Below are 16,805 nucleotides of genomic sequence, written 5' to 3'. Positions count from 1 at the left end.
AATATTTGCAGGTTTGATCCATTAGTTAATGGCTTGATTTTAACTTGAAAACCAAAATAATTCTTTGCGACTTTGCGGCTCCGCGTGAAATTCATTTCCAACTACCCTAAAATCCTTTCTAAACACATTGCCTAATTAATTTATAAAGATTAGTGTTCACCATAAAAAATAAAATTTTGTTAAATTTAAACCATTCAATAAAAACATCCCAATGAAGAAAGAAATAACCTTATCCTACTTTTTTCTATTTATCTCAATACAAGTTTTTGGAAATCAAAAAGAAGAAACTAAAGACTTACCTAATATAATCTTGATCAACGTAGATGACATGGGCTGGAGAGATACGGGTTTTATGGGCAGTCAATTCTATGAAACTCCAAACTTAGACATGTTGGCTTCGAAAGGGATGATATTCAATCAAGCCTATGCTGCAGCGGCCAATTGTGCTCCTAGCAGGGCTTGTATGATGAGTGGAGAAAACACTCCCCGCCATGGCGTGTATACAGTAGCAAATTCCGATAGAGGGAAATCTGAAAACCGAAAGCTTGTTCCGATAGTCAATAAAGAAACCATTGCTGACCATCACCTATTGTTCTCAGAGTTACTGCAACAAAACGGTTACATCACTTGCCATTCGGGGAAATGGCACATCAGCAAAGACCCTTTAACCAAAGGTTTTGATGTAAATATCGGAGGCTCCCATGCAGGGAATCCCGGAAGCTATTACCCTCCCTACAGAAATGTACCAAGTCTTCAAGCAGAAAACAATGCCTACCTGACGGACTTGGTGATGAACAAAACACTCGATTTTATAGCCAACAACCAAAAGCAACCTTTTTTCCTCAACTATTCACCTTACGCCGTACATACCCCCATCCAACCGGTGACGAGCTTGTTGGACAAATACCTTGGAAAATCACCATCTAATGGACAAAATGACGCCAAATATGCGACCATGGTGGAAAATTTGGACCGCAATATTGGGCGCCTAATTAATTTGTTGCATGAAAAGCAATTGTTTGACAACACCTTTATCTTTTTCGTTACCGATAATGGTGGCCTATTTAAAGTTACCAAACAAAGACCGTTGAGGGCAGGCAAAGGTTCTTATTATGAAGGGGGAATCAGAATACCTGCATTTGCTGTTTGGCCTGGTAAGATACGTCCGGGTCAAGGTTCAGAAATACCTATTTCCAATCTTGATATTTTTCCAACCCTTCTGGAATTAACCGGTATTGCTCAACCGGAAAATAAAAATTTGGACGGAATTAGCTTGCTCCCTTTATTGACGGAAGACAAAAATCTTCCAAAACGGCCTCTCTTCTGGCATTTCCCTATTTACTTGGAGGGAGGCAATGGGGAGAGTCAGGATCCTGTATTCAGAACTCGTCCCGGTTCTGCCATTCGGTATGGCGACTGGAAACTCATCCAATATTTTGAAAACAATACCATAGAACTTTATAACCTTAAAAAAGACATTTCCGAAAGCAATAACCTCGTGAATGAAAGGCCGGACAAAGCCGAAGAACTGTTAACCTTACTTGAAAATTGGCGAGAAAAAACAAATGCGCCCCTACCCAAAACCTTAAATCCTGATTTTATAGCCAAGAAGAGATCCAATTAAAAAAAGGGCTCATATATTGAATCAATTTGAAAATAGGTAACTCCCACTTGTTTTAGCTTGTCTATGGTTTCTTCCGGTGTTTCCTTTTTGTTCTTCTGCGCATAGGCCCATGTATTGACAGCACCCACCACCATAACTGAGTGCTCCTTGGCCCAATTAAAATCCTCTGCTTGAATTGTGCCGGAAAATAGGTAATAATTGTCAGGGTTAAAGTCATTTCTATTGACATTCTCCTTCAATTGATCTATAGAGCAGCTTAATTTGATCTTTCCGGTAAAATATTCCGTTGAAGCCTCAGTACCGATCATTAAAGCTTCTCCCCCTAATCCATACCGATCAAGCAAGTTGATAATTTCATCGAAAGCCTCCTTTTCAAATCCTTGGATTTTGTTGTCTATCATCACTTGAATTCTTCCTTCACAATGAGCCAAAACAGTTTCTAACTTTAAGACTTTTTGTCCCAAATCACCTGTTAGTCCCTGAATCTCCTCCCAGGTCATGGCTGTTACGGACTTATCCTCCCCATAATATCGGGTAAAGTTTTTATCGTGGTGTGTGATCAATGTTCCATCTTTGGTTAATCGCACATCCACTTCAACCATATAATAGCCTTTATTGATTGCCTCCTCTAAAGCTTTCAAACTGTTTTCAGGGCTTTGGCTGTTTACTACTCCACCTCTATGGGCTATCAATTCCAAATCATTCTCACTCTTAATTGTTTGGCTCACACCGTATAACTGAAAACAGAATAAATTCAGCAATACGAACCGGAATAATAGGCTCCTCCTCATCGGGCAATTGGATTATTTAAATTAAATCAATTATATGATCAAATATACAAAGCAAGTTCTTACCGCCTGATTCACTTTCAATTAAAAATTCATTAATTATTATGATTGAGGAAGGGATTATTCGGTACTAAATATTTATTTCATTCTCTCACTAAAAACAAGTAGTTTTGATAAATAATATTCAAAAACTAACCTAAACCTATCATCTTATGAATAATAAATCATTCAAATTAGGCTTATTTTCCCTATTTCTTATGCTATCCTTCCATATTCAGGCTCAGGAAGGGATGCCAAAAGGCTGGAAAGTGGGCAGTCAAGCCTACACTTTCAGACTTTTTTCTCTTGAAGAAACCTTGGAAAAGCTCAACAGTATAGGGGTAAAATATGTAGAAATGTATCCAGGTCAAAAAATCAGTAAATCGGGCAATGAAACCACTGATTTTAATAGCATAACTGCTGATGGAAAAGCAAAAATCAAAGCCCTATTGAAAAAATATGCCATAGAGGCAGTTGGTTATGGTGTTGTCAATGCCAGCGATGAGGATTTACCCAAATTATTTGATTTTGCTAAAGAACTGGGAATAGGAATACTCACCTCGGAGGCAAAGCCCAATCAATTTGACCAAATTGAAAAGCTTTGCGAGGAATACCAGATCAAACTTGCCTTACATAACCACCCTGTACCCTCCTACTATTGGCATCCGGAAGTAGCTAAACGTATGTTAGATGGAAGATCTGATTTAATGGGTGTTTGTGCGGACATTGGCCACTGGGTAAGGTCAGGCCTCAATCCTGTAGATTGCCTAAGACAATTGGAAGGTAGAGTAATCAGCCTTCATATAAAGGATTTAAACAAATTTGGCGTCAGAGATGCTCATGATCTTCCTTGGGGAACAGGCAATAGTAATGTAGCGGGGGTGCTACATGAATTGCATAGACAAGGATTTGAAGGCGCGTTTTCTGCAGAATACGAGCATAACTGGGAGAATAACCTTCCAGATGTAGAAGAGAGCATTGCTTATTTTAAAAGAGTAGCTGCACAGTTGTAGGCATTGAAGGATTTGTCCTGATGGAAATTCACCTTATGTCAGGTCATTTTAATAAAACAAAATCAATTGTAAAAAAAGGGGCCACTTTACGTAAGTGACCCCTTTTTTTAATAATTAACCTAAGTTCTTTTTTGCTACTCGTGAGAAACATCTTCAAGCATTTGCTTTACCTTTTCAGGCACATTGTCTCGTTCAATGAAACCAACCAGAATGTAAGTGATTGTAGAGCAAATTACCGGTAGGCCTATTTCTAGGGCCAGGCTTCCTACCTCTACATTTTTGGTAATAACAAATGCCAAAAGTCCAACCAGAATTGATCCAATTGCGGCTTTTGGACCACAAGATTTGAACCAGGGAATCAAGCCAAACAACATAGGAACTGCAATAGGTCCTACCAAGGCACCAAACCAACTAATGATTAACCCCAAAACCCCACCAAATTTCTCAAATTGTAGGGCGACGAGGATGGTTCCAAGGGTAAATAGGAAGGTAGTAATCCTTGCCGTCATTAATGAGGTTTTTCCATCTCTGAATTTTTTATTAACTGCAGGTAAAATGTCTCGGGTGATTACTGCTGAAATTGTATTTATATCAGAAGAAGTCATGGACATGGTATTTGCAAAAAGGGAGGCGATCACAAGCCCTATTAGGCCTACAGGTAGTAACTCCATGGTCAAAATCCCATAAGACTGTGTTGGATCTTCAAGATCCGGAAGGATCACCGGAGCCGCCCACATTGGAAAGAACAATATCAATGGCCAAATAATGTATAGGATACCGGATAATCTCGCAGCTTTTGTGGCTTCTTGTTCCGAAGGGGAAGAGATGTATCTGGTAGCCAAATTCCACTGCCCCCCATTGTAAGAAAGGAAATTGATAAACAGGAATAATAGTGCAAAGCCAACGGTATATGGTTCATTGAAAGGATCTCCATTACCTTCCGGTAACTGGTCCCAAACGGTAAACACACTTTCAATGCCTCCTAATTTCTCAATTACCACATAAAACATTACAAGACCTGCGATGATCTGTACGATAAACTGGGCAAAATCGGTAATAATCACTGCCCACAAACCTCCAAAAGTAATGTAAAGCAGAGATATGCCTCCGGAGATCAAAATTCCATAGGTAAGTGATATCCCGGTAAATACATTCAATAAAATAGCTATAGCAGCCCATTTGGCACCTATATCAAATAATTTGAGGATGACCCCACTCCATGCCATCAATTGCTGGGTAGCCAGATTATAGCGGGTAGCCAGAAATTCCAGAGGTGATTGGATCTTAAATCGTTTTCTCAAACGTACCCAAAATACGGGGAAAATCTTTGCTGAAATGACAACAGATAAACCAATTCCCAGGGCCCACCATATATACAATGAAAACCCATGAGTATAAGCTAATCCTGCATAGGCCACAAATACGGCTCCACTGTAACCTGAAACGTGGTGAGAAATCCCGGAAAGCCACCAGGGAAGTTTCCCTCCTGCTACAAAATAGTCCTCCGCATCATTGTTTCTAAAATAGGACCATACGCCTATAAGAAGCATTAATAAAAAGAACACCCCGATTACGATCAGGTCAATGGTACTTAATTCCATGTAAGAAAATTTTGATGATTAATTGGTAAAAAGGCCAAACCAATATGGTTTGGCCTTACTGTTTGAATAAATACCAGGATTAAACGGTTGGCTCCCAACCCGGCTCATATTCTCTTTTCCAAAGCTCCATTGCTTTTGGATCGTATTTAATATTGCCATTAGAGGAATCAACGTGCAAGGTCCTTCCAATTCTTTGGGAGATATTACCTAATTGTAACAATAACGTACTCTGGTGAGCACCTACAATTTCGGACCGTACCTCAATTCCATTGGTTATTCCATCAAAAAAGTTTTGAATGTGGAGTGCATCCAAAGCTTGAGCTGGGTTAGATCTGTTGGTTGGATCAATAACCATGTCATTTGTCACCTCTTTTACCAATTCATTTTTAAGGTTGAAAATCTTGTAGGAATTTCCACCTTCTATCAAAAGACTTCCATCTTCACCATAAAACAAAGTACCTACACTACCTTTTTCGATTTGCTTGCCATTACAGCTTCTACCTTCCCAGGTAATCATGGATTTGTTGTCAAACTCCATATTGATAACTTGGGTATCCGGAGTTTGCCAATCGTCATCGTACCTATACCTTCCACCGGAAGAGTTCACTTTATTAGGGTACTCTACTTGTAAGCCCCAGCGTGCCAAATCCACCATATGGGTACCATTGTTTAGTGCTTCACCTGTTCCCCAGTTCCAAAACCAGTGCCAGTTATAATGGATCAAGTTGTCTCTATAAGCTTCTCTTGGAGCCGGTCCTTGCCACAATTCATAGTCCAACCATTCCGGAACCGGAACTTGCTTACCGTTACCGATGGGCGACCTGTTGTTTGCGTACCAAGTTTTTGCCATATAAGGTCTTCCAATAACCCCATTGTGAAGCTCTTCAATACCTTTGATTACATTTGGCCAAGAACGTCTTTGGTTACCTACCTGAACTACTTTATTGTATTTCTTTTGGGCCTGCATTAACAATTCACCTTCATGAGGATTGTGTGCACAAGGTTTCTCTACATAAACATGTTTGCCTGCTTTTAAGCCCAAAATTGCCGCTGGAGCATGCCAGTGATCAGGAGCTGTAACGATCAAAGCATCAACATCTTTGTCTTCGAGAACTTTTCTTACGTCTTTTTCAATTTTTGGTCGTCTTCCTTGAATCTCGTTTATTGATCCGGCGAATTTTTCTGCTGCTCTTATATCTACATCACAGCTATAGATTACATCACATTGCTTTTGGCTGGCAAAGTTTGTCCCAACAGCATGTCCCCTGCTGACAACCCCCATACTTGCTGCATTGATACGATCATTGGCGCCAATAATCTTACCATAACTCTTTGCTGACATCCCCGGTAGCATTCCGCCTACCGTAGCGAAGGTTGCGCCAGCGATTGCCTTCTTCACAAAGGTTCTTCTACTATTTTCCATATTCAATTTAATTTATTTAAATTTTTATTTTTAATGCTTCTCTCTTGCCTTTATCTAAAACAGCTTCTAATGATACAGCTTGGCCATTCATTTTCTTGCTTTCATCAGCAGCTTGCATAAAAGCAAAAATCTCAATGGTTTCTTCATCACTAACCGGAGATTCCCCTGAATCAAAGAATTTGGCAATCTCTACCAATAACGGACGATAGCCACCATAGCCTCCCATATCTAAAATACCCTTTTCTCCAAAGGCTCTTCCTCCATAGCCACCTTTACCGGACCTTGTTCCTCTAAAGGTTCCTATTTTTCCACCTTCCCAAGTTCCAACTACTACGTCAGCTCCTTCAGTATAGGTTCTTTGAACGGTTTTGCAACCTGCTCCCATCAATCCATAAAGTGTCTCTACACCATGAATCCCATACCAAAACAAATCCGGATGAGTGGCTTCATATTTAGCAGGACTGAAAGTGTCTGCTCCAAATACCTCACCAATTTCTCCATTTCTTACGGCAACAGCATTCTCCATATATCGTAATGAACTACTGGAAAATACAGGTACATTGTACTTTTTGGCGGCAGCAAAAATGGCTATGGCATCCGGTAATGATGCAGCTATAGGTTTGTCAATAAAAACAGTTTTTCCAGATTTAAAAACTTCTAAAGCTTGTTCTAAATGAAGTCTTCCATCATTTGTTTCCAATAAAACTACATCTACCTTGTCTAAAAGGGAGGCTATAGAATCCACGATCTCTACACCAAGCTTCTTAACATCTTCTATATAGCCGGGGATTCTTTCCACAGAAGTTTTGATATCTTTACTACCATGTGGATAAGCTGCTACCACCTTATAACCACCCAAATCAGGGGCTGCATCAGTAGCGTTAAAAGCTTTTGCAAAGGCAACACTATGAGAAGTATCTAGTCCTATTATACCTACCTTTTTATTCCGCTTAACAGATGTAGTGCCAAAGGAAAGGGTAGATGTTGCCAACCCTAGACCAATTCCAGCGAGTGCAGCTTTTCCCATAAATTCTCTTCTTTTAATCGATGTGTCCATAAATTGTATTGTAATACTTAATTAATATATTGACTTTTTTTGAGATTTTAAATCCAATTTATAAAATCCAATCAAACAATTTACTAAAAATTTTAAAAAGGTAAGGGGTAATTTACATGAATTGCATATTAGTGGCCAAATAGGCTGACAACCTAAATATTTATTAAAGGGAAGGAACCGTCTAAAAAACTTATTTACAACCACTTAAAACACAAATAATTACCTTTCAATAATCAGAAGTTTTTCATGAACGGAACCTAAGAAAATCTAAAATCCATAAAAAAACCGGCCATTTAAGTAAAATAGCCGGTATTCTAAAGCGTTTTAATTGATTGTTATTTTCAATTCACTCCGTTTATTTTAGGATTGCATTCACATTAACCCTTTGCTGTTTTGGAAGGTCTAACTTCTATCTTACTAGGTAAGGTCCTGGCATCCAGTTTAAATAATCCCACTACAATTTCTCCAATGTCTTCTTTCTGAATTTTCCAGGCATCTTTTTCGTCAACCTGGTGATCGTTAAAGCCGGTGGCCACAGATCCCGGCATGATGGTACTAACCCTGATACCCTCATTTCTTAAATCCAACATCACCGCCTGTGTGAAACCAGTGAGGCCAAATTTACTGGCATTGTATGCAGCTCCTCCTGCAAAAAAGTTAGTACCGGCAAGACTTGAGATGGTTAGGAAAAATCCTTCTGTAGCTTTCAAGGCTTCCACAGAAGCTTTGATTCCATAAAAAACACCGGTTAAGTTGGTATCAATGGTATCCTGCCAGTGTTCTACGCTAAGGTCTTGAATTGGCGCAAAGTGCCCCACACCTGCATTGGCTATAAAATAATCTAATTTCCCCCATTTACCGACCACTTTGCTAACAGCCTCCTTCTGCGCTTCAAAATCTTTAACATCCAGCTCTAAGGCCATTATATTCCCTTTAGAAGAAACCGACGCTTTGATTTTTTCTGCTGCTTCTTCTGCTCTTTCTAAAGACCTACTTGTGATGGCTACATTAACACCTTCTGCAATCAAGGCTTGGGCGATACCAAACCCTATTCCTGTATTTCCTCCGGTAATAAAAGCGGTTTTATTTTCTAAACTCATAATAATTTAATTTTGATAAAAAAAAAGGCCAATGAACTTCATTGGCCTTATAACAAAAAATATTATTACTTGGTTTTATCTTTTGCTTCCGCAATTAAATTTTTTCCTTTGGTTTTGGTTTCTTCAGCTACAGCAGTGATGTTTTTATTCATTTTATCCAGCCTTTCATTTACTCCCTTAACCAAATGGTCGAATTGGCTATTGACTTCTTTCAAGTAACCTTCACCTTTTTTTGAAAGTTTTTTTCTTGTAGTCTTTCCTTTCTCCGGTGCAATCAACAATCCAATTTGTACCCCTATTGCAACTCCTGCCAATGTTCCTAAAATTATTTTCGCTGATTTCATAATGTCTTTTTATTGGTTTAAAATTTAAAAACTTAACACCTTTTTTACGATGCTATGCCCTAGAGTTAACAAGTTTTATACCAAAGTGAGGATTTACCTGAAAAAGATTCATATTTTATTAAAAAATCATTTGTTAACTGTCATGACGATAAAAAACAGCTTTAAAAATAAAAATAAAGCAGATTTCTAATTCAAATCCGAATCAATAATTTTATTATTGCATACTATTTTTAATTCAAACCAAGCATGCAACCAAACCAACAAACTGCTTTAAAAACCCTTGTGTTTTTTTTAACAATACTATCCCTATCCGGCCAGATTTTTGGCCAGCAAAGAGGAATCCATAGTCACAATGATTATCTTCAAGATGCCCCATTTTGGGAGGCTTATGCCAATGGAGCCACTTCTATAGAGGCAGATGTAATTTTAAAAGGAAATACCCTTTATGTGGCCCATGAAAAAGAAAGCATCAAAGAAGGTCAAACACTCACTTCGCTTTATTTGGACCCACTACTGAAAGCCAAAAACCTAGGCTTGGGTTCGCAAAAACCGTTGCAATTATTGGTTGACCTTAAAACAGAGGCATACAGTACCCTAGACAAGGTTTTGGAAGTCATACAACCCTATGAAGAATTGTGGGAAGACCCTCAAAACCCCTTTGTGAAAATCGTCATTTCAGGAAACCGACCAAAGGTAGCAGATTACACCAACTATCCCTTTCCTGTCTTTTTTGATTACCAAAGCTTAACAGAATTAGCTGACCTCCCTTTGGAAAAAATTGAACTTTTTAGCTTAAGCTTCAAAGATTACTCCCAGTGGAATGGCAAAGGAAGACTGGTAGACCAAGATATTGAAAAAATAAAAAAAGTGGTAGACAAGGTTCATGCCCTAGGCAAGCCTTTTCGATTTTGGGCCACCCCAGACAGCAAAACCTCTTGGAAGGCCCTAAGTGAATTGGGTATTGATTTTATCAACACAGATAATCCTTACGCAGCCAACGAGTATTTAAGCAGTCTGGATAAGCGATTTTATCAAACCACCAATCTAAGTGAAATTTATACACCTACCTTTGAAAAAGATGGTATTAAGGGTCCTTTGGATAATGTAATCCTACTTATAGGAGACGGCAACGGACTTGCTCAAATATCAGCAGCCATGTATGGCAATGGCAATGAGTTAACCCTCACGCAGCTAAAAAATATTGGCTTACTCAAAACTCAATCTGAAGATGATTTCACTACGGACTCTGCGGCAGCCGGCACAGCCTTGGCTACCGGAAATAAGGTGAAAAATAGAAGTGTAGGCGCTCTTCCTGATGGTAGCCCTGCCCAAAACCTCCCTGAAGTTTTGAGTAGTCAGGGTTTTGTGACAGGCATTGTGACCACAGACAATTTAACCGGTGCTACGCCTGCTGCATTTTACGCCCATAGGACAGAAAGAGACCTAACCATGGAGATAGCAAGTGACTTGGCCAAAAGCCCCTTGAACTTATTTATCGGAGGAGGAAAAAATGATTTCACGAAATTTGAACAGGACGAAACAATAAATCTCAAAAATGCCGATTTTGAACTTAGCGGTTCATTGGAGGACTTGGCGAAAAGCAAGTCAGAGAGAGTAGGCTTTTTTGCATCTCAAAATGAATTGCCTAAAGTCATGAATGGTAGAGCAGGTTACCTGAGTACTGCCACCAAAGCTAGTCTGCAATTTTTAACTAGCAAAAACAAGCCTTTTTTCCTTATGGTAGAAGGAGCATTTATTGATTCGGGAGGACATATCAATGACAGTCAAACTGTAATAGAAGAGGGAATAGATTTTGATCAGGCCATCGCGGAAGCACTAAAATTTGCAGATCAGAACGGAAGAACATTGGTAATTATCACTGCAGATCATGAAACTGGTGGCATCACCCTTCCCCAAGGCAATATGAAAGACCATAAGGTTGAGCTAGAGTTTACATCTGAAGACCATACGGCCATTATGGTGCCTATTTTTGCTTATGGCCCCCAATCAGACCTATTTAGAGGAGTTTATGAAAACACAGAGGTCTTCAATAAAATCAATCAAGTGCTTGGCGTGAAATAGAAACAACATATAGAATGCCTTTCTGTGAAGAATTTCTATTTGTTTAAGGCTGATCTAATCCTTCTATGAAGGGATTTTTATCTTAGAAATTTTAACAGGGTTATGTATTAGGATTTCCTGAGCTTTTTCAGGAAGTGTTGTTACCGGAAGATGTCTTGCTGTTTTGAGATTTCAGCAGGTGGTAGATTATCTATTGCATATTTCGAGTTTAAATTTAGCGGTAATTTCAGGAGAACAATTCTTATTGAAAACTCCAAGTTTAGTATTATATTGGAGCATGAAGTACAAAATTAAGAACTTGACTTTCACTCAGTGGGTAAAGCAAGTGAGTTTTATAGTGTTGTTTGTATTGTTGAGTTTTCCCCAATTCCTTATGGCCCAATCCAAAGAAATTATCTACGTAGGTACCTATAGCCAGAACAATAGTAAGGGCATTTATGTACTGGAGTTTGACAGAGAAAAGTTGAGTACTTCTACAATTCAAACGGTGCATGACAAAGAAAGCCCTACGTTTCTGGCTTTGCATCCCAACAAAAAATTTCTTTATGCAGCTTATAGAGAAGGGAAGAATGCGCAAGACAAGGCTGGAACAGTAATCGCATATTCAATTGCCCCTGATACCGGTAAACTCACCAAAATTAATGAGGTCTCTTCGGTGGGGGCAAGTCCATGCCACATTAGTGTGGACCCTACGGGTAACGTTGTGTTTTTATCCCATTATCAAGGCGGAAACTTAGCGACATTTAAAATCCTTGAGACCGGAGGATTAAGTGAGTCTAAAACCTTTATACAGCATACCGGAAAAAGTGTCCACCCCAATCAAAAGACTGCGCATATGCACGCCATGATTCCATCTGCAGATGGTCAATGGGTTTATGCTTCAGATTTAGGCATTGACCAAATTTTAAAATATAAAGTGAACCTTGCTAATGGAACTGTTGATGAAACCCCTGTTATTTTTCAAGCTTCTCCAGGTGCCGCACCTAGGCATTTTGTATTCCACCCAAGCCTGCCATATGCCTATTCACTTGAGGAATTGAGCAATACTGTAAGTATCTATTCTGTTGATCAAACAAATGGAGATCTCAGTCCTATCGGTAGAATTAACATGCTCAATGATAAGCTACACAGTGATTACAATGCCGGCGCTGATATTCATTTCTCTACGGATGCCAAGTGGTTGTATGCAAGCAATCGCGGACAAGACAATTTAGTGGTTTACAAAGTAGATTCTACAAGCGGATTACTGGAAACCCAAGGACATGTACCTTCAGGTGGAACTCATCCTCGAAATTTTAAAATTGATGAAAAGGGAGATTTTGTATTTGTCGCCAATATGGAAACAGATAATATCGCCATCTTCAACTTGGATAAAAATACAGGAATGCTTAAAGCCACAGGGAAAAACATTGAAATTCCCAGACCTGTATTTATCGATCAATTATTTATAGAGTAATTGACCTTATAGAAATCTAAAACAAGGCTCTGCGTATTGGCAGAGTCTTGTTTTTTTTACCCCTTGTTTATCGCAAGTTATCTAAAGACAACCGTGCCAATACTACCTTTTCATAGGCATTCTCTTCTCCTTTTTCATACAAGCAAAGAAACGCTCCATTGGGCAAAGCTGCCAATGCAGAATAAGCTGAAGGACCCGTATAAAGCACTTTAGAAGCAGCCCAGGTTCTACCACTGTCTCTACTCAGCTTGATGGTCATGTTCTCTCTTTTTGTACTTGCAGGATTGGAAAACAAAGCCAAATCCCCGGTCTTATCCTCCGGCCAAGAATACCTTATAAAGGCTGCCTGACAAACCGGCTCAATTAAAGCAGTTGCCTCAATAGGATCAGACCAAGTAACTCCACCATCCCTACTAACAGACAATGCCCTCCTATTTTTACCGAAATAAGACCGCATGTTCATTAACAGTGTACCATTACCGTCTGCCATTTCTATCAATTGGCTTTCATTCATTTTAGGTTTGATAGATCCACCAAGTTCCCAGGTCGCTCCATGATCATCACTGTAAATAACATGGGCTCCGTATTCAAAAGGCCCTCCCCTAACATTTCCATTAGGGTCATCATAACTGTGATTGGCCGGTATTACCAAACGCCCTTTATTGGGACCATATTTTATTTGTATCCCCATACCCGGACCAGTCGCATACCAGCCCCAAGAAGGATTTTTTGTGGTTTCTGTAATGTCAGAAGGCACGGACCAGCTTTCCCCATTATCGGTTGATTTCATTACAAATACCCTACGTGTACCTTTGCTTTTCTTGGTAATTATTTCACTTTCATGGTCATCACTTCTATTCCAAGTAAGCAATAAATGGATATCACCTGTAGCTTCATCCAAGACCGGGTTTGGGTTGCCACATACAGATTCACCATCATCCCATAGTACTTTCTGTTCAGACCATGTACGCCCTCCATCAGTTGATTTTTTCATTAAGAGGTCAATATCTCCGGTATCTCCACTGCCTGATTTCCTACCTTCAACAAATGCCAAAACAGAACCGTCTGCTGCTACAAGTAGTGAAGGGATACGGTAGGTGTGGTAACCACCTTCACCGGCAACGAAGAGGTCTTGTTCAATCGGTGTAGCCAACTGAATATTCTCTTCCACTTGAATAGTATCAGCGAAATAAAAAGAAAGTAGATAAATAAGAAAGTTGATCATGGGCAATAATGGTTAATTGGTAATGATAAATGGTTAATGGTTAATTATAAAATTATTAATTGTTAATTGGGATTTCTGGTATTACATTAATCATTCTTTGAAATTGGAAGGATACCTTGTGATTTCCAATAAATAGGGCTTTTGTAAAAATTCAATGGCTGCTTGTTTAACTTCCATCGCAGTGACACCAAGCACCCGTCCTTCTGCTCCTAATACTGTATCCAAAGGAAGTCCACCATTAATGGCTGCATTCAATTGTCCATGCCAAAAGCCATTTCTCTTCAGGTTTTCTTCCAGATCCAAGCGTTTGGTTTCTCTAACTTTTTCAAGATCTGCTTCATCAGGTCCTTCTTCTTGAATATGTCTTATTTGCTCCCATACGGCTGCTTTTAGCTTATCTACTGACTCCGGCCCACAAGGAAATGAAATGGAGAAGTTAAAGCGTTCTTCCGGTACTCTACTTAAACTGCCTCTGGCTCCTACCCCATATACACCACCAATTTCCTCTCTTAGGGTTTCGATTAATTTTATTGTCAAAATCTCTCCTAGATACGAAAGCTGTTGAGATTTGGTCAAATCGTATGCTGTTTCACCACTAAAGTACAAGATCACCTGACTTTTATCATCCACCCCGACTTTTATTGTTTCCTGTCGGTCTTGGGGAGGAGTCAAACCTAAATCAACAAAGTCTTCATTTTTTGAAGGGTCTCCCGGTAAACTTCCCAGGTATTGGGCAACCAAAGGCAGCATTTTTTCTACATCTACGTTCCCAGTAAATAAGAAGTTAAAGTCAGCCGCATTTGCAAATCTTTCTTTATATATCTTAAGGCTACGTTGAAGGTCAATAGAATCCAATTGTCCCGCAGTATATATGCTTTTGCCTCTTGGGTTTCCGTTGCTAATAATTTCATTCACGCGTTTATTGAACTGAAAATCCGGGTTAACGCCAGCACTCTCCAATTGATTTTTCTGATTGGCAATAAAGACATCCCAAAGTGATTGGTCTAACCTTGGTGAAGTAAAATACAAATGAATTAGTTGTAGAGCCATCTCAAAATCACCGGGGGTGGTTGCTCCTGAAACGCTTTCTGAATAGGTACTTATATTAGGGGTAACCTGTACATTTTTACCGGCCAACATCTTTTTAAGTTGGGAAGGTGAGAAATCACCTATACCCATGACATTTATTGCTGTACCGGAATAATTGGCACTGTAATGATCCTCAAGTGGATACAGGGAAGTACCTCCTTTACTACTCGCGGTGAAAATGATTTCGTTGTTTTTAAAATCAGTTGGCTTGAAATAAACCGTCACCCCATTGCTTAGCTCAAGCTTGGTAACATCCACTTTTTCAATATGAGCTAAATTCTCCACCTTACCGGGTTCAGGCTTTGAAAGCATTAACTCTTCTCTTAATAGCTCCTCCTCATACTGAGCAGTTTCAATGGTTTCTGCGGTTTCCAACAAAACCAAAAGATCCGCTTCCTGAGGTAGGGTCTCTGCGTCCTTTTTTGGTGCTGTGACAATTAAAACAATATTTTCATTCGTAATCAGTTCATCAGCGATTCCATTGACTTCTTCAAGTGTTATTTTGGGGATAACCTCCTGGTAAAAACGATACCTGTTTTCCGGACCATCTGCAAAACTTTGGTTTAGAAAATGTGAAACATACCTTCCTACCAAAGCCCTGGATTCAACTTTATCCATTTCCATATAGGATTTTTCTGCACTATTCAATAATGAGCGCTTTACCCTATCCAATTCACTTTGCGTAAAGCCATGCTCAACCACTCTTTGGTTTTCAGTAAGAAAAGCCATTAAACCATCCTTAAGTTTTCCCGGACCAACTACACCCGAAATGGTGAAAAAATCCAAAGGTTTCACCAGGTTACCATACCTTGCGCCGGCAAAAATAAAAGGGGCGTCAGGCTTTTGCCTGATTTCATCCATGCGCTGAGTAATCATACCACCAAACATGGTCCTCAAAATTCTTCCTTTATAATCTTCATAGGTTAATGATGGCTTGGCCTCATGCTTATAATATAGCTGAATTTGAATACCGGGTGCTTCCTCGTCTGTGATGATTTTTACAAAGTTCTCTTTATGGCTTGGCACCTCATAATACTCGCGCAGTCTTGCCTTAACAGGGTTTTCCAAATCCGAAAAGTAATCTTTGATTAAGGCTTCCACTTTTTCCGGAGGCACATCGCCCACAGCCACCACGGCCATAAGGTCTGGCCTATACCAGTCCTGATAAAACTTTCTAACCAGTGAATCCCCCGCATTTCTAATGATCTCCATTTCGCCTATGGGCATACGCTCAGCATAACGACTTTCATGAAGAAGAACAGGTAAATAGGCATCCCTTAAACGCTGGCTTACCCCCTGCCCGGTACGCCATTCTTCTACCACGATTCCTCGTTCGGCATCAATGTCATCTGAAGTCAGTAAAAGCCCTCCTGCCCAATCCCGCATAACTTGAAAACCATTGTTCAATTTCTCCTCTTCATCGGTAGGAATTGGCAACATATAAACTGTTTCATCAAAACTAGTGTAAGCATTTAAATCACTACCAAAAGCAACTCCAATGGATTGCAAATAACTGATAAGTTCATTTTTTTTAAAGTGCTCTGAACCATTGAAGGCCATGTGCTCAACAAAATGAGCCAGCCCCAATTGGTTATCATCTTCCTGCATGGCACCTGCTTTTATTGCCAAACGCAGCTCCAGTTTATTTTCAGGTTTTGGATTGTATTGGATGTAGTATTCCAAACCATTCTCTAATTGCCCTATTTTGACGTTCTTATCTATTGGAACCAATTCATTGGCTTTTTCCTGCCCATACAATAAAGGCTGAATGAAGCCTAATAATAGCAAGAGAGATAATGGTTTTAATATTTTCATCTGGATCGATTAAATTCCGTAGGGTTGCATTTAATTAACCTATAAATAAAGCAAAAAACCCCTGAATATCCATGAAAACATAAAACCTTATATAAAATCCCCCCTTGCCATATTTGGAAAAAGTAGGATAAATGACCTTTCCTCACGAT

General features: G+C 39.4%; 12 protein-coding genes. 4 read left to right on the top strand and 8 right to left on the bottom strand.

Annotated features, from left to right (window positions below):
* Window positions 1–211 precede the first annotated feature (211 nt).
* The gene (locus Q4534_RS17785; RefSeq protein ID WP_303614502.1) at window positions 212–1,624 is read left to right on the top strand and encodes a sulfatase; all 1,413 of its coding nucleotides are present in this window, start codon (window positions 212–214) and stop codon (window positions 1,622–1,624) included.
* On the opposite strand, the gene Q4534_RS17780 is transcribed toward Q4534_RS17785, so the two are convergent.
* On the bottom strand, window positions 1,621–2,352 hold the full coding sequence (locus tag Q4534_RS17780; protein ID WP_303614501.1) for a glycerophosphodiester phosphodiesterase family protein: 732 nt from the start codon (window positions 2,350–2,352) through the stop codon (window positions 1,621–1,623). The genes Q4534_RS17785 and Q4534_RS17780 overlap by 4 nt on opposite strands.
* 272 nt (window positions 2,353–2,624) lie before the next feature.
* On the opposite strand from Q4534_RS17780, the gene Q4534_RS17775 reads away from it, so the two are divergent.
* Entirely contained in the window at window positions 2,625–3,464 is an 840-nt protein-coding gene (locus tag Q4534_RS17775; protein ID WP_303614500.1) for a sugar phosphate isomerase/epimerase, read from the top strand.
* A gap of 134 nt (window positions 3,465–3,598) precedes the next feature.
* Here Q4534_RS17775 and Q4534_RS17770 read toward each other — a convergent pair whose 3' ends face one another.
* The 5 genes from Q4534_RS17770 to Q4534_RS17750 form a co-directional block, all read right to left on the bottom strand.
* The gene (locus tag Q4534_RS17770; protein ID WP_303614499.1) at window positions 3,599–5,065 is read right to left on the bottom strand and encodes a sodium:solute symporter family protein; all 1,467 of its coding nucleotides are present in this window, start codon (window positions 5,063–5,065) and stop codon (window positions 3,599–3,601) included.
* Window positions 5,066–5,144: 79 nt separating this feature from the next.
* On the bottom strand, window positions 5,145–6,488 hold the full coding sequence (locus Q4534_RS17765) for a Gfo/Idh/MocA family protein (protein WP_303614498.1): 1,344 nt from the start codon (window positions 6,486–6,488) through the stop codon (window positions 5,145–5,147).
* Window positions 6,489–6,504: 16 nt separating this feature from the next.
* Complete coding sequence (locus Q4534_RS17760) at window positions 6,505–7,545, bottom strand: Gfo/Idh/MocA family protein (protein WP_303614497.1); 1,041 nt, start codon at window positions 7,543–7,545, stop codon at window positions 6,505–6,507.
* 377 nt (window positions 7,546–7,922) lie between these two features.
* Window positions 7,923–8,645, bottom strand: a complete 723-nt coding sequence (locus Q4534_RS17755; RefSeq protein WP_303614496.1) for an SDR family oxidoreductase — start codon at window positions 8,643–8,645, stop codon at window positions 7,923–7,925.
* Window positions 8,646–8,710: 65 nt separating this feature from the next.
* Complete coding sequence (locus tag Q4534_RS17750) at window positions 8,711–8,989, bottom strand: YtxH domain-containing protein (RefSeq protein WP_303614495.1); 279 nt, start codon at window positions 8,987–8,989, stop codon at window positions 8,711–8,713.
* A 246-nt stretch (window positions 8,990–9,235) separates the two neighbouring features.
* On the opposite strand from Q4534_RS17750, the gene Q4534_RS17745 reads away from it, so the two are divergent.
* Together Q4534_RS17745 and Q4534_RS17740 are read left to right on the top strand one after the other, a co-directional pair.
* Entirely contained in the window at window positions 9,236–11,071 is a 1,836-nt protein-coding gene (locus tag Q4534_RS17745; RefSeq protein WP_303614494.1) for an alkaline phosphatase, read from the top strand.
* A 277-nt stretch (window positions 11,072–11,348) separates the two neighbouring features.
* The gene (locus Q4534_RS17740) at window positions 11,349–12,527 is read left to right on the top strand and encodes a lactonase family protein (RefSeq protein ID WP_303614493.1); all 1,179 of its coding nucleotides are present in this window, start codon (window positions 11,349–11,351) and stop codon (window positions 12,525–12,527) included.
* Window positions 12,528–12,594: 67 nt separating this feature from the next.
* On the opposite strand, the gene Q4534_RS17735 is transcribed toward Q4534_RS17740, so the two are convergent.
* Both Q4534_RS17735 and Q4534_RS17730 read right to left on the bottom strand, forming a co-directional pair.
* Window positions 12,595–13,752: an exo-alpha-sialidase gene (locus tag Q4534_RS17735; RefSeq protein ID WP_303614492.1), complete on the bottom strand. Its 1,158-nt coding sequence runs from the start codon at window positions 13,750–13,752 to the stop codon at window positions 12,595–12,597.
* A 90-nt stretch (window positions 13,753–13,842) separates the two neighbouring features.
* A complete protein-coding gene (locus Q4534_RS17730) occupies window positions 13,843–16,656 on the bottom strand; it encodes a pitrilysin family protein (protein WP_303614491.1) in 2,814 nt (937 codons plus the stop codon).
* Window positions 16,657–16,805 lie beyond the last annotated feature (149 nt).

The sequence above is a fragment of the Cyclobacterium sp. 1_MG-2023 genome (assembly GCF_030546805.1).
Lineage (GTDB): Bacteria > Bacteroidota > Bacteroidia > Cytophagales > Cyclobacteriaceae > Cyclobacterium.
The sequence above is the reverse complement of the archived record's forward strand: the minus strand, read 5'-3'. Positions and strand labels throughout refer to the sequence as shown.